Raw genomic sequence first — 21727 nt, forward strand, 5'->3', positions numbered from 1 at the left:
GCTACGACTGCCAGCTCAGCTCCGCCTCGGCGAAGGAGGTGTCGAACAGCCCCCGTGTGCCCTGGATGCTCTGGTCGCACGGCGTGTCCGGGAAGTCCGTGCGCAGCAGCTCGCGTGTGTCGATACCCATCGCGTTGTGCGTGGAGACGAGATAGCCGAAGTGCACTCCGGGCAGGGGACGTTCGGCCGCCCGGACGATCGCGACAGCAGTCTCCTCGGGCGGGGAGTAGCCCCAGAGGTTGCGGCGGCCACGGGCGGGACTGACTCGGTAGGCGCGCTCCTGAACCTCCCGGGGCTGGACGGCGTGGACCCGCAGACAGACCAGTGAGCTCGGCTCGCCCTGGACTCGTCCGAAGTACTCCACCTGCTGCTCCAGGACCCACTTCGAGAAGCTGTACTCATCTCGCGCCTGACTCAGCTGGCCAAAGCCCACCGGGAAGCGGTCGTACCTGACGATCTCGCTGAACTCCCCACCGATGGCGTTGATGCTCGAGATGACCACCGCCTTCGGGATGCCGAGCTCGGTGACGGCGGCGAGAACGTTGAAGGCGATCGTGGTGTTGTCGTTGTAGACCACGCTGGTCCGATCCGGGAGCGGCTTCGGGTGCGCCGCCAGATGGATCACCGCATCGGCGTCCGCCAGCGCCGAGACCGCCTCGTCAAAGTTGCGCAGATCCGCGCGGATATCGGCCCCGCCGGCACTGACGTCGATGCGCCTCGGTTGGTGTCCAGCCCGAACGACCGCCCGGCTCACCTCGTGGCCGAGCCGGCCGCCAGCACCGGTCACAGCGATCTCCATCGTGGCTCTCTCGCCGTCTTCCGTCATCTCCCGACTGCGCTGGTCACTGGTCCGGCAAGCCATTGGTGGGCGGTGCGTCCGGGTGACTGCCGAGCCTGGTGTCTTCGTTCATCGCATCGACGACAGCGAGATCCGGCTCGGACATCGAGAAGTCCAGATCGATGTTCATCGCCAGCCGGTTCGCGTTGGTGGACTTCGGGATGACCGCACGACCGCGCATCAGGTGCCACTTCAGGACCACCTGCGCCGGTGCTACGCCGTACTTCTCGCCCAGGGACGCGACCATCGGCGACTCGAGAACACCACCCTTACCCAGGGGAGCCCAGGCCTGGATGACGATGTCGCTCTCTTTCTGAAATCCGGTCAGCTCGTCCTGCTGGAACAGCGGGTGGTACTCGACCTGATTGACCACTGGCAGCTCGTCGAACCGCGCGATGAGCGCCTGCAGATGCTTGACCATGAAGTTCGATACGCCGATCGACTTCACGTCACCGCGCTGCTGCAGCTCGATCAACGCCTCCCAGCTGCGCAGCATGCGATCGATGGGGGTCACCGGCCAGTGGATGAGATAGAGGTCGACGTAGTCGACGCCAAGCCGGGCACGGCTGGCCTCGAAGGCGCGCAGCGTCTCGGTGTAGCCGTGGTCCGTGTTCCAGACCTTCGTGGTGAGGAAGAGGTCCTCCCGTGGGATTCCTGAGTCGCGAATCGCCGTCCCGATAGCCGCCTCGTTGCCGTACACGGAGGCGGTATCGATCAGCCGGTAGCCGGCGCGGAGGGCGGAGCTGATTGTCGTGTCCGTCTGCTGCGGACTCATCCGCAACGAGCCGAGTCCCACTGCCGGCATCGTGGTGCCGTCCCGCAGTGCGATCGTCTCGCCGACAGGGGTTGTCACATCTGTTGATTCAGCCATGGATCGTCGTACACCTTTACTGATCGTCGTGGACCGGGAGAGTTGTTCTCGATGACGGTTGCGCGCAGCAGCCCGGCATCACTGCTCGAAGGAGGATTCGACCGCTCGGACGACCAGCCCGAGCGACACAGCGCCCGGATCAGGTGTGCCGAGCGTGTTCTGGCCGTGGATGCGGGCACGCCCCTTCGCGGCAACGAGGTCAGCCGTGCCCTCGGCCGCGGCCTCGGCTGCTGCCGCGGCTCTCGCCCACGTGGTGGCGAGCATGGCGTCCGGGGTGTGGGTGAACACGTCGACGAACGGAGCTATGGCGTCCACCATCGTCTTGTCACCCGGGCGGGCACCACCCAGGTCGACGACGGCGTCCAGTGCGCGGGTAAGCCCGTCGGCGATATCTGCGACCGTGGGGGCCCTCTGGTCGTCCACAGCAGTGGCGAACGCGGCCAGTGCTGCACCCCAGAGCGCACCGGAGGTGCCACCGGCCTTCTCCGACCATGCCGCGCCGGCAGCGGCGAGGACGCTTCGCAGGCCAGCACCTGATTCAGCGGCGGCCAGCGCCGCATCGTGGGCGGAGGACAGACCCCGGACCATCCCTCGGCCATGGTCGCCGTCACCACCGACCCGGTCCAGCTGCCCCAGGCGTTCCTCCTGCCGGCGCACTGCCTCAGCTGCGTGCCCGATCGCCACGCACACCCGGGCGGCCAGCCCGCGGGATTCAGGTGACGCGTCCGCGAGGTCAGCGGCAGGGGCCCGCTCGACCGCGACGGTCCGCTGCTTCGACGATACCTCCGCCTCCCGGAAGAAGCTGGGGGTGTGCGCGGGAGCCCGCCAGAGTGACTCCAGCTCAGCGTCCAGGAACATCACGCTCAGCGACGCACCGATCATGTCCAGACTGGTCAGGTACTCACCCACCACCGGCGACACCACCGCACGTCCCCGTGACTCGAGTCCGTCGTGGATCTTCGTATAGAGGATGAACAGCTCTTCGTGGCTGCACCCGCCCAAGCTGTTCACCAGCACCGCGACGCGCTCCTGCTCCTGCTGCGGCTCCGGGGCATGGTCCAGCAGTGCGGTCACGAGGTGGTCAGCGAGCGCGTGGGGGGTTCCCTGTGTCTGCATCTCGATACCGGGCTCACCGTGGATTCCGAGTCCGATGGCGAGCTTCCCCGCAGGGACCGTGAACAGCGGCTCCCGGTCTCCAGGCAGCGTGCATCCCGAGGTAGCCGCGCCCAGCGTCACCGATCGTGCAGCGGCTCGCCGCCCCACGCGTGCCACCTCCGCGAGGCTTCTGCCCTCGTCAGCGGCGGCGCCGAGCACCTTGGCCACGAACAGGGCCCCGGCGATCCCGCGCCCGTCGGCTGCTGATGGTGCGGTCCGCGAGGCGATGTCATCCGCGATCACCACCTCCTCCACAGCCACACCCTCTGCACGCAGGCGGCGGGCTGCTGCCCCGAAGTGAATCCGGTCACCGCTGTAGTTGAGCGAAGCCAGGAGTACTCCGCCGCCGTTCTCCACCGCCCGGGCAGCGCGGTAGATCTGCGCCTCTGACGGCGAAGAGAAGATCTGCCCGGAGACGGCCGCATCTGCCATGCCGGCGCCGACCCATCCGGCGAAACCGGGGTAGTGCCCGCCGCCGCCGCCGAGCACAACGGCGACCTGTCCGGGCGGGGCACCATTGCGTCGCACCACGGACCCGTCCCGCACCATGACGGTTCCCGGGTTCGCGCGGGCGAATCCGGACAGTACGTCTTCGATGGAGTCAGCGCCTTCACCGACGAACATCTCGCTACCTCTTCCTGCCGATGGTCATGTGCACGAGCCGGTCGACTCGGCTATCCCCAGGTCCGGTCGAGGGCCCGGTCGGTGTCCCAGTCGCTGGTGTCCTCGAAGAAGAACGGGCGCGACTCGTCCAGACAGGAACGCATCAGCTCGAGGTTGACGTCGTCGAACCCGAGGCCGGGCTTCTCGGGCACGGTGATAAAGCCGTCCTGGATGATCGGAGCGTCCAGCCCGACCACGAGGTCGCTCCAGTAGTCGATATCGGCCGCGTGGTGCTCCAGGGCGAGGAAGTTGAACGTCGCTGCCGCGAGGTGCACGGAGGCCATCGTTGCGATCGGGCTGGCGGCCAGGTGCAGAGCCATCGGCACCCCGTACTCTTCGGCCAGGTCTCCGATTCGCTTGGTCTCGGCCATGCCGCCGGCTGTCGCCGGGTCGGGGTGCACCACGTCAACGGCTCCCGCGTCCAGAAGTGGCCGGAAGTTCTCGGCGAGGTAGATGTCCTCTCCGGTGCAGGTCGGCGTCGTCGTTGCCCGGGTGAGCTTCGCCCACTGGTCGGTGTACTGCCAGGGGACAAGGTCCTCGAGCCAGGCGAGGTCGAAGGGTTCTAGTGCCTGCGCGATCCGGATGCACGACTTCAGGTCCACGTGGCCGACATGATCCACAGCGATCGGGATGTCGTCACCGATCTGCGCGCGTACCGTCCGGACATAGTCGACCAGATGGTCGACTCCGGAACGCGAGACCTGCAGACCGGTGAACGGATGCGGTGTGAACCGGTCCACGATCGCGTGGGTGAGCCCGACCAGGGAACCGGGGACGTCGTAGAGCAGGTCGACGCCGACATCCATCTTCAGCATGCTGTAGCCGGCATCGATGCGGCCCTGGAGACGCTCGGCCATCCGGTACGGATCGCGTTCGTCCGGTGTGTCGGCGTAACACTTGATCCGGTCCCGGAAGCGGCCACCCATCAGCGCGTACGCCGGCACCCCGTAGGCTTTGCCGGCGAGATCCATCAGCGCCATCTCGATCCCGGACACGCCGCCGCCCAACCGACCATGGTTGCCGAACTGACGGATCTTGCGGAAGACACGGTCCAGATTGCACGGGTTCTCGCCGAGGATCCGGCTCTTCAGCATCAGCGCGTAGCTGGCACTGGCCTGGTCGCGCACTTCGCCCCAGCCGACCAGACCCTGGTTGGTCTCGATCTTGATGATGGTGGACTTGAACGGAACCTTGTCGAGGCACGCAACGCGCATGTCGGTGATGCGTAGGGCGGAGGGTCGAGAGCCTTGGCTCACGTACTCCTCGGAAATCGACTCTTGGCCCAATGGTGTATCAGGGATAGTGGTGAGGCTGACCCTGTTCATAGGTCGTTGTTCTCCTTATCCGATGGCTCGTGACAATCGACGCACGTCGTCAACTGTCGCGAGTAATCGCTGAATTGGACGTCGCCGCCGGTGCGAACGGTAACGCGAGGCACTTCTGAGGGTTGTGGCGAACAGTGCGTTCTCTGTCTCCAGCTCGTCGACTACCAGGCAACGAGAGATCGATGACAACCAGGGGCCTGCAGCACAGATGACCAGCCACCGCACTTGCGGCCAATACAGCCCTTGCATTCATGGTTTCTCGAGAGCCTCAGAGCATCGATAATCGGAACTCACGGTGGTACGATTTCGATTGCTTGTGGCCAATTGTCCCGTTAAAGAAGCCTGGGTGGGTGCATGGGTCGGTACAACATCTGGCAGAGCGGATGGCTCCGCCCTCCGGGTTCACCTACGAACCTGCGGACTCGCCGACCTGGCCCAGCATGTCGTCAGTCTCACCACCTTCGTTGTTGTTCTGTGTGCAACGGCGTTGCATCTAGCATGTACTCTGGTCCTGTCGCTGTCAAGAGCTAGTGGGATGGAAATCATGAATGAGTCCGCCGAAATAACCTCAGCAGGTCCCGGTGCGCGAACATCGTCTTCGCTCCATCGCGGCCTCCTTGTGCTTGAGGTGGTAGCCCAGTCAGGGGCCAAGGGCGCGTCGGTGACCGAAGTGGCGACACGACTGGATTTCGACAAGTCGACCGCCTCCCGGACGCTCTCCACACTGCGCTCCATCGGCTACCTCCACCAGGACGCGGCCCGCCGATACTTCAGTACCTCAAAACTCTCCAAGCTTGCCGTGCGCCGGCCCGGTGAGAATGACTTCGCAGCTCTGGCGAGAGAGCGCCTGGAGGATCTCCATCGCCAGGTCGACGAAGCCATTCACCTGGCGATAGCCGACGGTGGCGAGATGCTCTTTCTGGACTACATGCAGACCAGCAAGGTCGTCCGCAGCGAAGAATCCACCAAGCCACGGCCGCTGCACGAGGTCGCGGTCGGGATCGCGGTGCTGGCCGCCCTGGACGACGAGGCCCGGATCGACGAGCTCATTGCCGACTCCGAGCGAGCCGCTGGCGAGGCACTGTCTGCCCGCGAGCGCCGGACGCTCGACCACGAGATCGCTCGCGCGCGGGAACGGGGCTGGGCAACGCTCAATCGTGACGACGACGTCTCCCGAGTAGCGGTAGCGATCGCGAACCGGGACGGTGCGCCGATCGCGGCGATCTGCGTCTACGGACCGTCCTACCGCCTCGATCCGATCCAGGAGACCATCGTGCAGGCCACCATGGCGTCAGCTTCGGACCTGTCGACGGCACTCGAGCAGTAGCCCGACCGTAGCCCGCACGCGAGCCCTCAGCCTCGGTCCCACAACTGACCTCAACGGAGGCCGCGCAAGCGCGCCTCAGCGACAGCTATCCCGGTGGCGCTCCGGTCGGATCGAGAGTGACCTGGCCGCCTCCTCGAGAACGGCCTGGCCGGCCTCCGCCGAGCCGCCGTCGGTGACCTGACCTCCCGCTGCAGCGCTCGGCCCGGCCCGGCCCCAGGCATGGAGCCCGAGGCTTGTACATCGGCCATGTCCACTGCACTACTTGATCCCGGAGCTGGAGATGCCCTCGAGGATCTGCTTCTGCGCTACGAAGAAGAAGATCACCAGCGGCAGCAGCGAGAGCACCGACATCGCCAGGAGCCGGCCCGTCCCGAACCCGGTGTCGGTCGACAACAGCGCGTTCAGCGCCACCGGCACCGTGTACAGATCGGTCCGCGTCAGGTAGATCAACGGACCGAGGAAGTCGTTCCAGGTCCAAATTACGGTGAAGATCGCGGTTGTCGCCAGAGCCGGCCGCATCAGCGGAAGGATGATCGACCAGTAGATCCGAAAGTAGCCTGCACCGTCCACGAATGCCGCCTGATCGAGCTCTCGAGGGATCCCTCGGACGAACTGGATCATCAGGAAGACGAAGAACGCATCGGTGGCCAGGAACTTCGGCAGCACGAGGGGGATGAACGTGTTGAGCGCACCGACGTAGGAGAACAGCAGGTACTGCGGTATCAGCAGGACGTGGATGGGGATCAGCAACGTGGCGATCACGACGCCGAAGTACACCGGCCGCATGGCGAACTTCAACCGTGCCAGCACATAGGCCGAGAGTGAGCACGCCAGGAGATTGCCGACCAGGGCGAGCCCCGCGACGATCGCGGAGTTGAGGAAGAAGGTGGTGAAGTCGATACTGAGGGCGTTCCAGCCCTCGGTGTAGTTCTCCGTGGTCCACGTCCCGCTAGGCAGCAGGCCGGAGCCGGCGATCGCCGATTCCGGGAGGAACGACAGCCGGACCATCCAGATCAGCGGGTAGATCATCACCAGCAGCGCGATGGTGATGAGCAGCTGTCGGGGCCAGAGGCGGCCCCGTCTGCGGGGTGAGCCGGTCGCCGGCCCCCCACCGCGGGCGGTGCCACCCGTGCTTTCGGTCGCAACGATGCTACTGGTCGCCATAGTGGACCCACTTCCTGGACATGATGAACTGCACCGCGGTCAAGGCGCCGATGAACACGACCAGCACCCATGCGAGGGCCGAGGCATAGCCCATCCGGTATTCGACGAAGCCGACGATGTACACGTAGAGGGTGTAGAACAGCGTCGAGTCGACCGGACCGCCGGTCCCGCCGCTGATGATGTACGCCTGGTTGAAGGACTGGAAGGCGCCGACCGTCTGGAGCACCACGTTGAAGAAGATCATCGGGGTCAGCAGCGGCAGGACAATGCTTCGCAGCCTGCGGAAGTAGCCCGCGCCGTCGACGATGGCTGCCTCAACCAGATTCTTCGGGATCTCCTTGAGGCCAGCGAAGAAGATGATCATCGGTGACCCGAACGTCCACACCTGCAGGACCACGAGGGTCAGCAAGGACGTGTCCGGATCGTAGATCCAGTTTCGTCCCGGCATCCCGAAGATGGACAGGAAGGCGTTGACCAACCCGTCCGACTTGAACACCTGGCGCCAGAGCAGCGCGATCGCGACGCTGGCGCCCAGCAGCGACGGGAGGTAGAACCCTGCCCGGTACACGCCGAGACATCGGATCCCTTTCTCCAGCAACAGCGCCAGACCTAACGCCAGAGCCAGCTGTAGCGGTACAGCCAGGCAGACATAGGTCAGCGTGACGCCCATCGAGGTGAAGAACTTCGGGTCCTCGAAGACGGCTCGATAGTTCGCCAGGCCGACGTACTCGGTGCTGCCCAGAATGGAGTAGTCGGTGAGCGAGAGGACGAGCGAGGCGATCAGTGGGCCTGCCGTGATCCCGATCGCTCCGAGCAGCCAGGGCGAGAGCATGACGTGGGCGCTGAGCCACGTTCGGGTGCGTGTCGGTCGGCTGTGTCCGGCCTTGACTTTCATCGAACCCCTTCCAGATCCGAGCGGAACGCTGTGCGCTCGCCAAGGGCGCTGCGCACGGTGACGCTCCGACCGACGACTAGAGACCGGCGCGGACGGTGGTGTGGAACTGAGTGACGGCATCGGTGATGGACTGTTGTCCCAGGACGATTTGTTCGATGGCCGCGTCGTACTCGCGCCGCCAGGTATTCGCACCCGCCGGAGCATCGAAGCGGGGCCTCATCTCCTGCTCCAGGATGGCGTCGGTGACGCTGTTGGCCTGCTGAATGTTCGGATCGGTGGTGTCCTCGAGCGCAGCGCGTTGGCGCGCACTGGCCGGTGTCCCCTGGACGGGCCCGAGCTCGGTGATGAACTCCTCGCTGTTGAGGTTGAAGTTCACGACGCGACCGACAGCCTCGAGCCGCTCGTCCGGAACGTCCTTGTAGATGCCTAACCGAACGAAGTAGGTGAAGCCGTGCCCATCGGCCGGGCTCTCGTTCGTGGGTGTGGGCAGCTCCCGAAGCTCGTAGTCGGGGAAGACCGCGCTCGCCTCGAGGATCTGGTTGTGGCTGCCGATATCTGTCAGCACCTGGGAGCCGAACTCGTTCCAGGAACCGTTAATCCCGCCCTGTTCCTCGATGGACAGGGTGACACCATCAGTTCGCAGCCTCTCCCACCACTGCAGGTATTCGGAGATGCCCTCGATGGAGGCACCCAGTTGCCCGTCCTCGGTCCACAGGTCCTCACCGTGCTGGCGCAGCCACGCTTCCAGCGTGAGGTCGTGACCGGCGTGGTAGAAGATCCCCTTGCGGCCCTCGCCGTTGTTGTCCGTGTAGTCCCGGAGGAACTCGGCGACAGAGTCCCAGGTCCAGGTCTCCGGGACCTCTGCCCCTACCTCGTCGAGGAAGGTCTGGTTCCAGCGCAGACAGGGCGTGATCATCCCCACCGGCAGTGTCGTGAGCTTGCCATCGATCTTGAGCCGGTCGAGCATGTCGGTGTCGAGCTGGTCGTACTCGAGACCGGGCAGCTCTTCGACCTCGCGATAGATGCCGGCATCGCTGTAGGCCAAGATCTGCGGAGAGGCGATCCAGAAGATGTCCGGTACCTGACCTCCGGCGATCTGAGTCGTCATCCTCTCCTGGAAGGCGTCGTAGGAGGCGAATTCCTGGAGAATCTCGATGTCGTCGTTCTCCTCCATAAACTGCTGGAAGAGCTCTGCATAGATGGCCTGCGCGCTACCGTTGTCCCAATGCCCATAGCGCACCTGGACGCCGTCGCCAGAACCGCCTCCGCTCGCGTTCGATTCACGAGAACATGCCGCAAGGGCAAGTCCACTGGCCGCGCCAAGGCTTAGAAAGTGTCTACGCTTCATTGATTGTTCCTGTTCGTGAGGGCAGGCGATAAATCGCCACCGAGTGTCCACTTCTCCGACGCTGGGCATAGCTGTGCCCAACGCCCATTTCGGACGGCGGTCTGAAGCCGTTCTTACGCACGACTTTCTGCCAGCGAGGGGTGACCTTGGGCAGAAAAGCCTTTGCTGCTATGTTCCGTCGTGAGAGGCCCCTAGCCGGTAGGCGGGCCTCCGGGCAGATGGGTGCCCGCCGGGGGCGTCCTTCTATTCGCGCAGCAGACGCGCCGAGTCGAACCGGCTGGAAAGCACGAGATTCGGCGCCCGTTGCGCGAGGTGGGTCGAACGACTCATCATTGGGTCCTAGCCTGTCGGTTCGTTGCGTAGAGTGAAACTACCATGCACGGTGCGCCACGGTCAAGCATTTTCGTCACGCTCCGAAACGAACCTCCACGGGCATCTGTGGCTGCCGCGCGAACCCCGCTGACGCGGGTCGTCCCGGCGTGATATCGCCGCCCCGGCCTAGGTCCTGGCAGCTGCCCGCATCCTCGACGACACCCCTGACCGGTAGGCCACAGGTCTCGAGCCTGAGCGCGCCGGGCCCAGGGAGGACGGGGCTATGTCCCACCCTCGGCGGCGATCACCGCCGCCTCTGCGAGCGCGGCGGCGGCGTCGAGGTACTCCCCGCCCCGCACCACGGGGCTCGGCGCGCCGGAGTCGTCGAGCCGCAGCCGGTAAGCCAGCGGCCGGGCGTTCGGCAGGTTCAGCGCCGAGAGCTCGGCCGGCTCGAGCCGGTCCAGCACTGCGCAGACCGCCCGGAGGGAGTTCCCGTGCCCGACCAGCAGCACCCGACGCCCGGCGGCCACGTGTTCGGCGAGAGTGTTCGCGACCCACGGCCGCACGCGTTCGACCACGTCGGCGAGCGACTCGGTGGCGGTCAGCGCCTCAGCGGGCAGCCGGTCGAACGGGGAGAGCGTGCGCCAGAGCGCGAGGGTCGCCTCCGGCAACGGTGGTGGCCGACCCTCCAGCGACCGGCGCCAGTAGAGGAACTGCTCGTAGCCGAACCGCTCGGCGATCTCGGTCTTCAGGTAGCCGGACAGGGCGCCGTAGTTGCGCTCGTTCAACCGCCAGTCGCGCTCAACCGGCTCCGGGCCGGGCCAGGCGGTCGCCATCAGCTCCGCAGTGCGCCAGCCGCGGACCAGCTCGGAGGTGCAGATGACCTCTGGGGTCCAGCCGATGCCCGCCAGCCGCTCACCGGCGGCCACACACTCGGCCTCACCGGCCGGGGTCAGCCCGACGTCGAGCACCCCGGTGAACAGGTGCCGAACATTCGCCACCGACTCCCCGTGCCGGACCAGCACCACATTCGCTTCCATCGGGCACCAGCGTAGTGACGCCCACCGGCGTGCCGACCCGCGCGCGGCGCCCGGTGATGGGCAGTTGTCCCCTGGTGCCTGACGGCACGCGGGGACGCCCCGGACCTACAGTGTCCCCGTGCCCTACCCTGGCCCGCCGCGCTCCGCCGTCGTGATCCTCACCGGTGGACTGCTGGCCACGGCACTGACCGGCTGCTCGCTGCTGGGGGTGGGAGAAGCCGAGGCAGCCCGGGAGGCGGCAGCCGAGCACGTGAACCTGGTCGCCACCGGTGCCGACCCGGAGGCGCTGTGGCGCACCACCGCCACCGAGGAACCCGCCCAGCTACGTACCGCTAGTCGGATGCTCGCAGGTGCCTCGGAGCGGATCGAGGTGCTCGACGTCGGGGAGGCCGAGCCGCTCGACGGTCGGGCGGATGTGCCGTTCCACTCAGATCTGGATGGCTCCGAGGCACGGCAGGTCTCCGTCACCTACCGGCTGGCCGGCACCGAGTATGACGCCACTGTGGTGCTGGCTCCGCACGAGAACCGGCCGCTGAACGAGGCTGAGAGCTGGGCGGTGCTGGTCCCGTTGACCGGAGCAGTGACGGTACCTCCGGTGAGCTTCGGCTCGATCGTGATGGACACCTACGTGGCCGGAGTGAACGCACAGATCGGAGACGACTACAGCGCCGGAATGCTCCCGCTCTACCCCGCGGCATACGAGATCGAGCAGCGTGCCGATCCCTACCTCGCGTCCGGGACGGAGGAACTGACCGTCCTCGCCGGCCAGACCGTGGAACTCGTGAACCTGCCAGCGCAGGGAACGGACGAGGCCGCAGCCGAGCTCACCGACGAACTCGCCCCCACGATCGAGGGCTGTGCCGACCGGTCGGTCCCGTGCAGCGACTCAGTCCGCAGCTGGATCGAAGGTCAAGGCATCGACTTCTGGGCGACGGGTTGGTCCCTCGAGGTCACGACGACGCCCGAGCTCACCTTGGACGGGAACCAGGCGCAGTTCACCGGCGGCACGCTGATGTTGACCCGCCCGGACGGCATGGAGCAGGAGCTCGACCTTGCGGGCACGGTGCCCTGGGTCATGGACAACCAGTCCTGGACGCCGAGGGTGCTCGGGCAGGAGATCGCGGTGTCCGGGGCAGCCCGATGACCCACGGACCCTCGGGCTGCGGCCGAATACGTCGACACCTGCGGATCGCCATCGCAGCCGGGGGCGCCCTCGCGGTGGCCGGCACCATATCGGCATGCACCGGCTCCGCACCATCGAGGGAAGAGCTGCGTGCGGCAGCCCAGACCGCCGCCGAGGAGTACGTGGCCGCGATCGCCGAGCAGGATCTGGAGAGCGCGGACGCGATGACCGAGCCGAGCGTGCTCGAAGTCACCGAGGTCGACGACACCGTGGACGTCCGCGCCGCACTACCGGAGGCGACCGAGCCGATCAGCGAGCCCTGGGTCGAGATCGTCGGCCAGGAAGACACGGGCGGCAGCACGCGGCTGACGTTCCAGGTCAGCTATCAGATTGGGACGGTCGTCGGAGCGGACTTCATCGAGCTCGCCCACGCAGACGGCGACCCGAGCGAGGCCTGGACCGTGACCGACGGGCTGCTGGTCTACGGAGACGTCTTCGCCGACCGGGAGACGGTGCCGGTCTTCGCCTTCGGTGGAGTGGAGCTGCAATCCACCGATACCAGCAACGTGAGCATCTGGGGCTATCCGGGAACCTACGGGACCGAGGCGACGCAGGCGCGGCAGGGGCTCACCGTGGCACCGATCTCGGTGATCCTCGGCGCCGAGGTGACCCCACCGTGGAACGACTCCCTGCCCATGCTGGAGGGGGTCAGCGACGACGGCTGAACCACCGCGGATGGCGGGCTCCGGGGGCCTCTTCGCAGCCCGGTCTGACCCCTTGAGTTCGGCACGGGTGTGACATTGGCGCAAAAGCGAGGATGCTAGAGGGATGGCCACCCCCCGACACCTCGCGTCCAGCCCGTTCAACGACCGGCGCAAGCCGCCGCCGCCCCGGGAGCCGTTCACCGTCGGTCAGCGGGTCACCCACGACCGGCACGGGCTGGGCCGAGTCGTCGGTCTCGAGGGCGACGTCTCCACGCTGGTGGACTTCGGCGACCGGGTGATCCGCGTGCCGGTGGCCTCCGGCCGGTTACACCCGCTCTGAGGATCAGCGGCGCACCTCGACGTGCAGGTGCGCAAAGCCGGACAGTTCCTCGCCCAGGTGGAGCTTGCTCACGGCCAGGTCCGGGAGGAACCGGATCGTGGTGCCGGTCTGACCGGTGCCGGGCAGTTCGACCAGCTCGGTCACTGGCACTCCGCGGACGTACCGCTGGGTCCAGCTGCCCTCGGCGCGCCGGTTGGTGTGCTCCAGCCAGCGGCTGAGGGCAGCGACCGTGGACATACCGCGCCGAGGGCGCCCGTCCGGCAGCAGCGGCGGGTCACTGGCGGCGAAGAAACGCAGATCCTGGGTGGACATCACCGGTTTGCGCACGACCCGGCCGGCGGTGTCTCGGCGGATGGCGGTGCCACGGCCGTCGTCGGCCACCGAGAGCGAACCATCGGCGTGCTGAGTGAGAACGGCACGGCCCACCCGATCCAGGGCGTAGGCCTCCTCGTCGGCGTGCGCGAGCACCTCCAGCACCAGGTGCGCTGCCCCGCTGGCGGCGTAGGCGCCCGCCTCGGCACGGATCGCCTGGAGATGATCATGGTCGACGGCGGAGGTCCAGTCATGCGTGCTGGTCACCGCGCGCCCGCCCTGCTCAGTCATCGTGCGACGCTAACAGGCCCGGGTCAGGACACCGGCGTGCCACCCTTTCGCCGGTCCCACTGGTCCTTGTAGGCCATCAGGAGGGCCGAGAGCACGACCAGGGCGATGAGACCGAACCCGACCGCGACCGCCGTCGACCATCCGGTGACCTGCAGGGACCCGAACACCGCCGCCGTGATCACGGCGATGCCGATCGACGTACCCATCCGCTGCCCGGTCTGCATGATCGCCCCGGAGCTGCCCGCGTACTGCAGCGGCACCTCGGCCAGGGTGAGCGTCTGGTTCGGGCTGATCACCGACCCCTGGGCGATACCGACGAAGCACAGGCTGAGCATCAGCCACCACACGCTCAGCCCGACGGCGTCGTGCAGCAGCGCCACCCCGACGCTCAGGCCCAGCCCGACCAGCGCGAAGTACAGCCCGGCGATCACGATCCTCCGGCCATACTTGATCACCCGCCGGCCGGCCCAGTTGGCCGCGAACGCGGACAGCACCGCCGAGGGGATGCCGACCAGGCCGGCCTCCAAAGCGGTCTTGCCGGCGCCCTGCTGCATATAGAGCGCGACGATCACCCAGATGCTGGTCATGCCGAGGAAGTACAGGGTGACGATCACCGTGCCGTTGGTGAAGCTGCGGGTGCGGAAGATGCTCAGGTCCACCATCGGGCTGCGGCCCCGGGCGGCATAGCGGCGCTCCCACTTCACCCAGGCGAGGACCAGCACGATGCCCACGGGGAGCAGCAGCCAGGTGCTCGCTGCGGTGCGGGACTCCATGAACGGGAACAGGATCGCCAGCACGGCCAGGCCGAGCAGCAGTGAGCCGATCGGATCCATCGAGGCACGCGCCGCCTTGCCGGTCTCCCCTTCCAGGCGCCGGCGAAACAGCGGCTTGGGGAACCAGAGCAGGGCGAGGACAAGAGTGAGGATCCCGACCGGCACATTCACCAGGAACGTCAGCCGCCAGCCGAAGTCCGGGCCGCCGAGCTGGATCAGCAGCCCGCCGAGCACCGGACCGATCGCCACCGACACCCCGACCGTGCTACCGAAATAGCCGAACGCGCGGCCGCGCTCGGCACCCCGGAAGTACTGCTGGATCATGCCCACCCCCTGCGGGTTGAGCAGACCGGAGCCGACGCCCTGGACGAACCGGGCGATGTTCAGCCACTCGGCGCTCGGGGCGAAGCTGCACGCGATCGACGCGGCGGTGAAGACGCTCACTCCGAGCACGAAGATCCCGCCGCGGCCGAGGATGTCTCCGGCGCGGCCGGCAGCCACCAGCACCACGCCGAAGGTGAGGGCGTAGCCGGCGAGCACCCATTGCAGATCGGATTCGGAGGCGTCCACACCGGTCTGGATCGCGGGCAGCGCGACGTTCACGATGCTCACCGCGATCAGGGACATGAAGATCGCCGCGAGCAGCACGATCAGGATCCGCCACCGGGCGGGGTCGGCGGCTGGGTCCGAGCCGGGGGTGGACGCGGCTTCGCGCACAGCACACCTCCCTTCCCCACGGCATGTTCCCACATGCCCTGGTCGTTTCCCGCCGTTGACCACACCTGGTCTCGCACGGCACGTGCGGCGGCCCGGTTCTACGATCGCGAGATGGCGATCGACGAGAGCAAGCTCCGCTGGCAGGACCTCTCCCCGAAACAGCAGGCGGTGGTCCTCGGCGCGGCCGTGATCGAGCTGATCCTGCTGGTGGCGGCGTTGGTAGACCTGAAGCGGAGGCCGGCCGAACAGGTGCGCGGTCGCAAGGGCGTCTGGGCGCTGGCGAGCTTCGCAGGCTTCGTCGGCCCGATCAGCTACTTCGCGTTCGGCCGCAAGCGCTGAGTCGAGCGTTTCCAGTGCGCTGGCGCGTCCGGAGCGCGGGCGCGTCCGGAGCGCGGGCGTGTCCGGTCACGCGGGGTACGTCCGGCGCGGGGGCGCTTCCGCTGAAGCGGTCTGCCCGCTATCCGGCGCGGGGCGCGAAGATGTCCTCAATCGCGCAACCGAACTCCTGAGCCAACCGGAACGCCAGTGGCAGGGACGGGTCGAACCGACCCTTCTCGATAGAGATGACGGTCTGCCGGGAGACGCCGAGGAGCTCGGCCAGGTGCTGCTGGGACCAGCCCCGTTCTTTGCGCAGCTGCGGCAGCACGTTCTCCACGCTCAGCTCCGCTGCCGGTTGATCACATACCGCGTACCGGCGGAGACCAGGCACACCGCGAGCACTCCGAGCAGCACCACGCTGCCCTCCACCCGGGTGCCGGTGATCATCAGCGCCGCGAGCGCGAGACCGCTGACCAGCAGCACGTCATGGAACGCGCCTTGGGTCGCTTTGTCGTACCAGGACGACTCCACCGACTCCTCCGGCCGATCAAGAGCGCCCCGGAGCGTGCTGCGGTCCATACACAGCGCCCACACCAGGGCGACCATCGGGCCGGACATCGCGAAGGTGAGACTGAACGCTCCCACCCAGGGGCTCTCCGGAGCGAAGCCGACCAGAGCAGCAACTGCCCCGATCACTGCGGCCACGCCGATCCCGAGCGGGATCGCGGGCGCCATCGCGGAGGCTCGGCCGCGGCCGAACCGTACCCGGCCCCACCGGCTGCGGGAGGTCTCCTGGTCAGCGCTGCTGGACATCGTGGCTTCCTCTTCGTGGTCGCGGGGACGTGCGCGACCACTGTAAAGGAGACTTCACATGTCAAGCAACCTGTACATCGACTGGCGCCGGCCGCAGCCACGGCCGCACTCGATCGACGCGGCCGTCCACGGTCTGACCTAGCCAAACGCGCGTAGCGCGAGACTGATCCGGTCAGCGAAAGCCGCCGCTTCGCCGTCGTCGTACTTCTGTCGCGGCCAGAAGAACCCGCGCAGCCCGTCCTTGCGTCGGCGCGGCACCACATGCGCGTGCAGGTGATGCACGGTCTGGCTGACCACGTTGTTCATCGCCACGAACGTTCCGTGCGCGTCCAGCGCCCCGGGCAGCACAGCGGCGATGCGCTGCACCGTAGAGAAGAACGGCTGGAGCTGGTCGACCGGCAGATCCGGCAGGGTGACGTGGTGCTCGCGCGGGATCACCAGCACGTGCCCCTTGAACACCGGCCGGAAATCGAGGAAGGCGAACACGTCCGGATCGTCCAGCACCACGTGCGTCGGCTCGGTGCCGGCCACCATCCGGCAGAAGATGCAGTCGATCACGGGCGCCATCCTGTCCGGGCGGCCCACCCCCGGTGGGGAACGCACGCGGCACCCCTCGGGATCGCGGCCATGCCTCGCCTCCTCGAGTCGGTTCCTGCAGAGTCAGACTAACGCCGTCGCTGCGCAGCACCGAGCCTCGCGTAGACTCCGGCGCACCGAGCGGGCGGTCCCGACCCTGCGTAGCCGAGCGGAGAAGCGATGGCAACCGATGCCCTTCACCATCACGTCGCCGATGCACTCGGGCGACGCATCGTGGAGGGGACACTACCGGTCGGTAGTGCCGTCAGCCTGGCCAGCCTGGAACAGGAGTTCCGCGTCTCGCGCACCGTCGCCCGCGAAGCTGCGCGCCTGCTGGAGTCACTAGGGCTGATGGTGGCTCGGCGCCGGGTGGGCCTGATCGTCGCAGACTTCGAGCACTGGAACGTCCTCAGCCCGCGGGTCATCGAGTGGCGGCTCGCTGGACGTGGTCGAAATGATCAGCTGAAGACGCTCTTGGACCTGCGGATCGCCGTGGAGCCGACCGCCGCCCGGTCCGCCGCCGAGCAGGCCAGTGCCGAGGCCCGCGAGCGGCTCATCGAACTGGCCAGCAAGCTACGGGACCTCGGCAAGCGGGGCCTCGGCCAGACGCCGGAGTACTTGCGCACCGACGTCGACTTCCACCAGACCATGCTGCGGGCCAGCGGAAACGAGATGCTGGCCGCACTCGACCAGGTCGTCGAAGCGGTGTTGATCGGACGCACCAGGCTCGGCCTCTCCCCCGCCGTACCGGTCGCCGAGGTGATCGACCACCACGAGACCACGGCAAAAGCCATCGCCGCGCAGATGCCGGAGGCAGCCGAGTTGTACTCCCGCCTCCTGGTCACGCGCGTGCGTGCGGAGTTCGCCCTGTAGCTGGCGGTTGCCGTCGAGGTCGGTGCAGTGCCCGTTCCTGGGCTCCCGGCTGACACCCATCGATACCAGATCGCACCGTCCTTGTACGGGGATTGCTGCCACGCCACCAATAAGAGTACTTGTGCTGCCAGTCGGACCGTGGCAGCATAACGACACGCAGTTCAATGTCGATCGCCGGAGGCATCGTCGGCTTTTGGACATATCCGCGGCGCTGCAATGAAAATGTGCCGTCTCGGCAACGAGAACACCGTTCGAAATGAGCCCGACCTGCACTGGAGGAGTACGGATCATGCAACGTCGCAGACCAGCACAGATACTACTAATCGCATCCTTAGGCGCCAGTTTGCTACTCACCGCCTGCAGCAACAGCGGAGGTGGGGACGACTCGTACAACCTCCGCTTCAACCACGTCCTGGCCGAGAGCGAACCGTTTCATCAGGGTTTTGAGAGCTGGGCTCAGGCCGTGGAGGAGCGCACCGACGGCGGCCTGACCATCGAGGTGTACCCGTCCGCGCAGCTGGGTGTTGAAGAAGACATCATCGAGCAGATCCAGGGCGGCGCGAACATCGGGCAGAACACGGATGCAGCGCGGCTCGGCCAGTACGTGGAGGAGGTCGCAGTCGTTAACGCGCCGTACTTCGTCGACAACCTCGACGAGGTCCAGGCCCTCCGCGAGAGCGAGACGATGCAGGGATACCTGGACGAGCTGGAGGAGCAGGGCCTGAAGGTCATCTCCTTCAACTGGGTCCAGACCCACCGACACTTCTTCACGAACCAGGAGATCAACACCCCCGAAGACCTGAACGGACTCCGTATCCGCACACCGGGTGCTCCCATCTGGCAGGAGTCCATCCGGGCACTGGGCGCGGAGCCCGTCGCGATGGACTTCGGCGAGGTCTACCCCGGGCTGCAACAAGGCGCGATCGACGGCGCGGAGCTCGTCTACGCGAACATCCCTGCGTCGAACCTGTTCGAGGTGGCCGATCACGCCACGGAGACCAGCCACATCCTGTTGGTGAACTTCGAGGTGGTCAGTGCCGACTGGTTCAACTCGCTGCCGGAGGAGTACCAGGAGATTCTCATCGAGGAAGCCGACCGAGCGGGCCTGGAGACCTCCGAGCAGATGGAGTCCGCGATCGCCGAGATCAAGGAACAGCTCCTTGCCGAAGGCATGATCATCAACGAGGACCCCGACCTCGAGGCGTTCCGTCAAGCAGGCGAGGCGGCGTACGAAGCCCTCGGCCTGACCGAGGCGCGTGACCAGATCTGGTCGGAGATCGGCAAGGGATGAACCCAGCGCAGGAGAGCGGAGGGGAGCTTGCGGCGCACGAGAGCGCCGGCGGCCGACCCGGCGGGCTGTTCTACACCCTGGGCAGGGTCGAACTACGTTTCGCGCAGTTGTGCGTGGTGGTGATGACAGCGCTGGTCCTCACCTCGGCGATCGCGCGCACTGTCGGCACGCCGATGAACTGGACTGTGGATCTGGCCACCTTCACGTTCGCGTGGGCCGTGTTCATCGGTGCCGATGTCGCCTGGCGGCGCGATCGCATGGTCAGCATCGACATTCTGGTCGACCGACTGCCAGCCGTCGCTCGCCGGTGGGTGCAGCTCGCCTGCACAGTCCTGGTGGCGGCGCTACTCGCCGCACTGGTCATTACCGGGACGATGCTGGCGGCGGACGCGAGCGACCGCAGCTTCGACGGCGTGCCCTGGCTGAGCTACACCTGGGTCACCATGGCCGTCCCGATCGGCTGCCTGCTCATGCTGATCACCACCGGGCACAAGCTCCGCTCCCAGATTCAGTCCCTGCGCGGCCGTCATGGGGAGGTCACGCCATGACGCTCGTCCTCGTGGTTTTCCTCGTTCTGGTCGCACTGGGGATGCCCATCGCGTTCGCCATCGGTATCTCCGGGTTCTTGTTCTTCCTGGCCGCCGACCTCAGCCTGACCATCCCCGCGCAGGTCTCGCTCACTCAGACCCAGAACTTCGCGATCCTTGCCATCCCGCTATTCATCCTGGCCGGGAACTGCCTGAACGAGACGGGTCTGACCCGGCGTCTGCTCGACTTCGCCTCGTCACTCACCGGACATATGCGTGCCGGCCTCGGCCATGTCAACGCGGTGTCCGCCTTCATGATGGGCGGCGTCACCAGCTCGGCGATCGGTGACGCCACGATGTTCGGGCGGATACTCGGCCCGGCCATGCGGGAACGGTCCTATGCACCAGGTTTCGCCGCCGGTGTCGTCGGCAGCTCCGCGCTGATCACCACGATGGTCCCGCCAGGAACCGGCCTGATCCTCTACGGCACCCTCGGCGAGGTCTCGATCGGCAAGCTCTTCGTTGCCGGAATCGTCCCGGGCGCCGTCATGACCCTGCTGATCATGGGGGCGGTCGGGTTCACGGCACGGCGGCAGAACCTCCCGCGGGAGAGGCCCACCCGGGGCACCCCCACCGAGGTGCTGCGCACCGGACTGTCATCTATCTGGGCCTTGCTGTTCCCCGTCATCCTGATCGTCGGCCTGCGCTTCGGCGTCTTCACTCCCTCGGAAGCCGGAGCGTTCGCGGTCGCGTATGCGCTGGTGGTGGGACTGGTGGTCTACCGCGAGATCAGCTGGCGGAAGTTTCGGCTGGCGTTGAGCAACACTATCGACGACGTCGGCATGATCATGCTGCTGATCGTCCTCTCCGGCGGCTGGGGATACGCCCTCAGCTGGGACCGGGTGCCGCAGACGATCATGGAAGTGCTCACCGGCATCTCGGAGAACCCGACTGTCATCATGGCGATCATTGTCATCGCGCTGCTGGTGGCAGGCATGTTCATGGACTCGACAGTGCTGATCCTTCTCCTGACGACGATGCTCGTCCCGGTGGCGGAGATGGCCGGTATCGACCCGATCCACTTCGGCATCGTCATGATTCTCACGCTGACACTCGGCCTGCTCACCCCGCCTGTCGGCATCGTCATGCTGATCACCGTGCAGATGTTTCGCACGGATGTGGGCACCTACCTCCGTCAGTCCGTCTACCTCTGGCTCGCACTGGCGCTACTGGTGGTGCTGGTCATCTTCGTACCGCAGACAGTGACCTGGCTGCCCGACCTCATCTATCGACCTGCAGGGAGCTGAGCGTGGACTTCAATGGTCAGACCGTGCTCGTCACGGGTGCCGGCGCCGGCATCGGCCGCGCAACCGCGGAGAGGTTCGCTGCCCACGGGGCGAACGTCGTGGTCAACGCGACGGCGGGCTCCGTGCGCGGACGTGAGACGGTGGATCGGATCCTCGCCACGGGTGGCAGCGCGACGCTCGCCACGGGAAACGTCGAGGACGAGGCGACCTGCCAGGCGATCGTCGAGGAGGGGCTGTCGGCCTTCGGTCGCCTGGACGTCCTCGTGAACAACGCTGGTCTCGTTGTTGCCGGTACGGTCGAGACTACGCAGCCGTCGGACATGGACAAGATGCTCGATGTCAACATCAAGGGAACGATCCTGATGGCTCGCGCTGCGTTGCCCGCGCTGCGGCGAAGTGGTGGAACCATCGTCAACCTCGGCTCGGTCGCCGCTCTCAAGGGCCACCTGGACCGCGCCGTCTACGCCGCCTCGAAGGGAGCGATCGTCGCTCTGACGAAGTCCATGGCCACCGACCACATCGCCGAAGGGGTGCGGGTGAACTGTGTCTGCCCGGGCACTACCCGCACACCGGCGCTCGAACAGAAGATCCGCGCCGCCGGCGACCCGCAGGCGATGGCGGCACGTCTGGAGCAGCGCCAGCCGCTGGGCCGGCTCGCCACCCCGGAGGAGATCGCGGCTGCGGTCACCTACGCGGCTTCGCGCGAGGCCACATTCATGGTCGGTTCGGTCCTCGTGATCGACGGCGGGATGAGCATGTGACGGACTCCGGTGGCAGGGACACACGTTGATGAGCACCTCATGTGCGCCGGTCCAGGCATAGGC

The 21727-nt window shown here is 66.7% G+C and carries 23 protein-coding genes; 10 read left to right on the plus strand and 13 right to left on the minus strand.

Annotation, left to right across the window (positions count from 1 at the left end):
• Position 1 precedes the first annotated feature (1 nt).
• From FU260_RS22845 to FU260_RS22860, 4 genes are all read right to left on the minus strand, one after another.
• The gene (locus FU260_RS22845; protein ID WP_168211914.1) at positions 2 to 799 is read right to left on the minus strand and encodes an NAD-dependent epimerase/dehydratase family protein; all 798 of its coding nucleotides are present in this window, start codon (positions 797 to 799) and stop codon (positions 2 to 4) included.
• Between the two features lie 43 nt (positions 800 to 842).
• The gene (locus FU260_RS22850) at positions 843 to 1709 is read right to left on the minus strand and encodes an aldo/keto reductase (RefSeq protein ID WP_147919144.1); all 867 of its coding nucleotides are present in this window, start codon (positions 1707 to 1709) and stop codon (positions 843 to 845) included.
• A 78-nt stretch (positions 1710 to 1787) separates the two neighbouring features.
• On the minus strand, positions 1788 to 3488 hold the full coding sequence (locus FU260_RS22855; protein ID WP_147919145.1) for a dihydroxyacetone kinase family protein: 1701 nt from the start codon (positions 3486 to 3488) through the stop codon (positions 1788 to 1790).
• Positions 3489 to 3538: 50 nt separating this feature from the next.
• Positions 3539 to 4852 (minus strand): mandelate racemase/muconate lactonizing enzyme family protein, encoded by a 1314-nt coding sequence (locus FU260_RS22860; protein ID WP_147919146.1) that lies wholly within the window; start codon positions 4850 to 4852, stop codon positions 3539 to 3541.
• A 535-nt stretch (positions 4853 to 5387) separates the two neighbouring features.
• On the opposite strand from FU260_RS22860, the gene FU260_RS22865 reads away from it, so the two are divergent.
• Positions 5388 to 6179, plus strand: coding sequence for an IclR family transcriptional regulator (locus tag FU260_RS22865; protein WP_147919147.1), 792 nt, complete (start codon positions 5388 to 5390; stop codon positions 6177 to 6179).
• Positions 6180 to 6437: 258 nt separating this feature from the next.
• Here FU260_RS22865 and FU260_RS22870 read toward each other — a convergent pair whose 3' ends face one another.
• From FU260_RS22870 to FU260_RS22885, 4 genes are all read right to left on the minus strand, one after another.
• A complete protein-coding gene (locus FU260_RS22870) occupies positions 6438 to 7343 on the minus strand; it encodes a carbohydrate ABC transporter permease (RefSeq protein ID WP_147919148.1) in 906 nt (301 codons plus the stop codon).
• Positions 7330 to 8175 (minus strand): carbohydrate ABC transporter permease, encoded by an 846-nt coding sequence (locus tag FU260_RS22875; RefSeq protein WP_235912120.1) that lies wholly within the window; start codon positions 8173 to 8175, stop codon positions 7330 to 7332. Before FU260_RS22875 ends, FU260_RS22870 begins: the two co-directional genes overlap by 14 nt.
• A gap of 139 nt (positions 8176 to 8314) precedes the next feature.
• Positions 8315 to 9586, minus strand: coding sequence for an ABC transporter substrate-binding protein (locus tag FU260_RS22880; RefSeq protein ID WP_168211915.1), 1272 nt, complete (start codon positions 9584 to 9586; stop codon positions 8315 to 8317).
• A 593-nt stretch (positions 9587 to 10179) separates the two neighbouring features.
• Positions 10180 to 10938 (minus strand): 2,3-bisphosphoglycerate-dependent phosphoglycerate mutase, encoded by a 759-nt coding sequence (locus tag FU260_RS22885; protein WP_147919151.1) that lies wholly within the window; start codon positions 10936 to 10938, stop codon positions 10180 to 10182.
• Between the two features lie 118 nt (positions 10939 to 11056).
• On the opposite strand from FU260_RS22885, the gene FU260_RS22890 reads away from it, so the two are divergent.
• The 3 genes from FU260_RS22890 (at position 11057) to FU260_RS22900 (ending at position 13105) form a co-directional block, all read left to right on the plus strand.
• The gene (locus FU260_RS22890; protein ID WP_147919152.1) at positions 11057 to 12082 is read left to right on the plus strand and encodes an SH3 domain-containing protein; all 1026 of its coding nucleotides are present in this window, start codon (positions 11057 to 11059) and stop codon (positions 12080 to 12082) included.
• Positions 12079 to 12786 (plus strand): hypothetical protein, encoded by a 708-nt coding sequence (locus FU260_RS22895; RefSeq protein ID WP_147919153.1) that lies wholly within the window; start codon positions 12079 to 12081, stop codon positions 12784 to 12786. Before FU260_RS22890 ends, FU260_RS22895 begins: the two co-directional genes overlap by 4 nt.
• A gap of 103 nt (positions 12787 to 12889) precedes the next feature.
• A complete protein-coding gene (locus tag FU260_RS22900) occupies positions 12890 to 13105 on the plus strand; it encodes a hypothetical protein (protein ID WP_147919154.1) in 216 nt (71 codons plus the stop codon).
• A gap of 3 nt (positions 13106 to 13108) precedes the next feature.
• On the opposite strand, the gene FU260_RS22905 is transcribed toward FU260_RS22900, so the two are convergent.
• Together FU260_RS22905 and FU260_RS22910 are read right to left on the minus strand one after the other, a co-directional pair.
• The gene (locus tag FU260_RS22905; RefSeq protein WP_147919155.1) at positions 13109 to 13708 is read right to left on the minus strand and encodes an ATP-binding protein; all 600 of its coding nucleotides are present in this window, start codon (positions 13706 to 13708) and stop codon (positions 13109 to 13111) included.
• Between the two features lie 23 nt (positions 13709 to 13731).
• On the minus strand, positions 13732 to 15198 hold the full coding sequence (locus FU260_RS22910) for an MFS transporter (RefSeq protein WP_235912121.1): 1467 nt from the start codon (positions 15196 to 15198) through the stop codon (positions 13732 to 13734).
• A 111-nt stretch (positions 15199 to 15309) separates the two neighbouring features.
• Here FU260_RS22910 and FU260_RS22915 point away from each other — a divergent pair, with 111 nt between their 5' ends.
• Positions 15310 to 15537 carry a PLDc N-terminal domain-containing protein gene (locus tag FU260_RS22915; RefSeq protein WP_147919156.1) on the plus strand — a complete coding sequence of 76 codons (228 nt, stop codon included), beginning with the start codon at positions 15310 to 15312 and terminating at the stop codon, positions 15535 to 15537.
• Positions 15538 to 15655: 118 nt separating this feature from the next.
• Here the strand turns inward: FU260_RS22915 and FU260_RS22920 are convergent, their stop codons facing one another.
• The 3 genes from FU260_RS22920 to FU260_RS22930 form a co-directional block, all read right to left on the minus strand.
• Positions 15656 to 15853 (minus strand): helix-turn-helix transcriptional regulator, encoded by a 198-nt coding sequence (locus FU260_RS22920; RefSeq protein ID WP_147919157.1) that lies wholly within the window; start codon positions 15851 to 15853, stop codon positions 15656 to 15658.
• Positions 15854 to 15855: 2 nt separating this feature from the next.
• On the minus strand, positions 15856 to 16329 hold the full coding sequence (locus FU260_RS22925; protein WP_147919158.1) for a hypothetical protein: 474 nt from the start codon (positions 16327 to 16329) through the stop codon (positions 15856 to 15858).
• A 138-nt stretch (positions 16330 to 16467) separates the two neighbouring features.
• Positions 16468 to 16887: an HIT family protein gene (locus FU260_RS22930; RefSeq protein WP_147919159.1), complete on the minus strand. Its 420-nt coding sequence runs from the start codon at positions 16885 to 16887 to the stop codon at positions 16468 to 16470.
• A 198-nt stretch (positions 16888 to 17085) separates the two neighbouring features.
• Between FU260_RS22930 and FU260_RS22935 the strand changes: the two genes are divergently transcribed.
• The 5 genes from FU260_RS22935 to FU260_RS22955 all read left to right on the plus strand — a co-directional run bounded on the left by FU260_RS22935 (position 17086) and on the right by FU260_RS22955 (position 21664).
• Positions 17086 to 17778, plus strand: coding sequence for a FadR/GntR family transcriptional regulator (locus tag FU260_RS22935; protein ID WP_147919160.1), 693 nt, complete (start codon positions 17086 to 17088; stop codon positions 17776 to 17778).
• A 289-nt stretch (positions 17779 to 18067) separates the two neighbouring features.
• Positions 18068 to 19069 carry a C4-dicarboxylate TRAP transporter substrate-binding protein gene (locus FU260_RS22940; protein ID WP_147919161.1) on the plus strand — a complete coding sequence of 334 codons (1002 nt, stop codon included), beginning with the start codon at positions 18068 to 18070 and terminating at the stop codon, positions 19067 to 19069.
• On the plus strand, positions 19066 to 19617 hold the full coding sequence (locus FU260_RS22945) for a TRAP transporter small permease (RefSeq protein WP_147919162.1): 552 nt from the start codon (positions 19066 to 19068) through the stop codon (positions 19615 to 19617). The genes FU260_RS22940 and FU260_RS22945 overlap by 4 nt, the downstream gene beginning before the upstream one ends.
• A complete protein-coding gene (locus FU260_RS22950; protein WP_147919163.1) occupies positions 19614 to 20903 on the plus strand; it encodes a TRAP transporter large permease in 1290 nt (429 codons plus the stop codon). Before FU260_RS22945 ends, FU260_RS22950 begins: the two co-directional genes overlap by 4 nt.
• Before the next feature lie 2 nt (positions 20904 to 20905).
• Positions 20906 to 21664, plus strand: coding sequence for an SDR family NAD(P)-dependent oxidoreductase (locus tag FU260_RS22955; protein WP_147919164.1), 759 nt, complete (start codon positions 20906 to 20908; stop codon positions 21662 to 21664).
• Positions 21665 to 21727 lie beyond the last annotated feature (63 nt).

It is taken from the genome of Ruania zhangjianzhongii (genome assembly GCF_008000995.1).
Classification (GTDB): Bacteria; Actinomycetota; Actinomycetes; order Actinomycetales; family Beutenbergiaceae; genus Ruania; species Ruania zhangjianzhongii.

Bases quoted from the DNA above. Each gene is read 5' to 3' on its own strand.
- FU260_RS22855 (WP_147919145.1), bottom strand. From the start codon at position 3,488: ATGTTCGTCGGTGAAGGCGCTGACTCCATCGAAGACGTACTGTCCGGA.
- FU260_RS22875 (WP_235912120.1), bottom strand. From the start codon at position 8,175: ATGCTCTCGCCCTGGCTGCTCGGAGCGATCGGGATCACGGCAGGCCCA.
- FU260_RS22940 (WP_147919161.1), top strand. From the start codon at position 18,068: ATGCAACGTCGCAGACCAGCACAGATACTACTAATCGCATCCTTAGGC.
- FU260_RS22850 (WP_147919144.1), bottom strand. From the start codon at position 1,709: ATGGCTGAATCAACAGATGTGACAACCCCTGTCGGCGAGACGATCGCA.
- FU260_RS22900 (WP_147919154.1), top strand. From the start codon at position 12,890: ATGGCCACCCCCCGACACCTCGCGTCCAGCCCGTTCAACGACCGGCGC.
- FU260_RS22860 (WP_147919146.1), bottom strand. From the start codon at position 4,852: ATGAACAGGGTCAGCCTCACCACTATCCCTGATACACCATTGGGCCAA.
- FU260_RS22870 (WP_147919148.1), bottom strand. From the start codon at position 7,343: ATGGCGACCAGTAGCATCGTTGCGACCGAAAGCACGGGTGGCACCGCC.
- FU260_RS22845 (WP_168211914.1), bottom strand. From the start codon at position 799: ATGGAGATCGCTGTGACCGGTGCTGGCGGCCGGCTCGGCCACGAGGTG.
- FU260_RS22935 (WP_147919160.1), top strand. From the start codon at position 17,086: ATGGCAACCGATGCCCTTCACCATCACGTCGCCGATGCACTCGGGCGA.
- FU260_RS22880 (WP_168211915.1), bottom strand. From the start codon at position 9,586: ATGAAGCGTAGACACTTTCTAAGCCTTGGCGCGGCCAGTGGACTTGCC.
- FU260_RS22895 (WP_147919153.1), top strand. From the start codon at position 12,079: ATGACCCACGGACCCTCGGGCTGCGGCCGAATACGTCGACACCTGCGG.
- FU260_RS22865 (WP_147919147.1), top strand. From the start codon at position 5,388: ATGGAAATCATGAATGAGTCCGCCGAAATAACCTCAGCAGGTCCCGGT.
- FU260_RS22915 (WP_147919156.1), top strand. From the start codon at position 15,310: ATGGCGATCGACGAGAGCAAGCTCCGCTGGCAGGACCTCTCCCCGAAA.
- FU260_RS22885 (WP_147919151.1), bottom strand. From the start codon at position 10,938: ATGGAAGCGAATGTGGTGCTGGTCCGGCACGGGGAGTCGGTGGCGAAT.
- FU260_RS22905 (WP_147919155.1), bottom strand. From the start codon at position 13,708: ATGACTGAGCAGGGCGGGCGCGCGGTGACCAGCACGCATGACTGGACC.
- FU260_RS22945 (WP_147919162.1), top strand. From the start codon at position 19,066: ATGAACCCAGCGCAGGAGAGCGGAGGGGAGCTTGCGGCGCACGAGAGC.
- FU260_RS22925 (WP_147919158.1), bottom strand. From the start codon at position 16,329: ATGTCCAGCAGCGCTGACCAGGAGACCTCCCGCAGCCGGTGGGGCCGG.
- FU260_RS22950 (WP_147919163.1), top strand. From the start codon at position 19,614: ATGACGCTCGTCCTCGTGGTTTTCCTCGTTCTGGTCGCACTGGGGATG.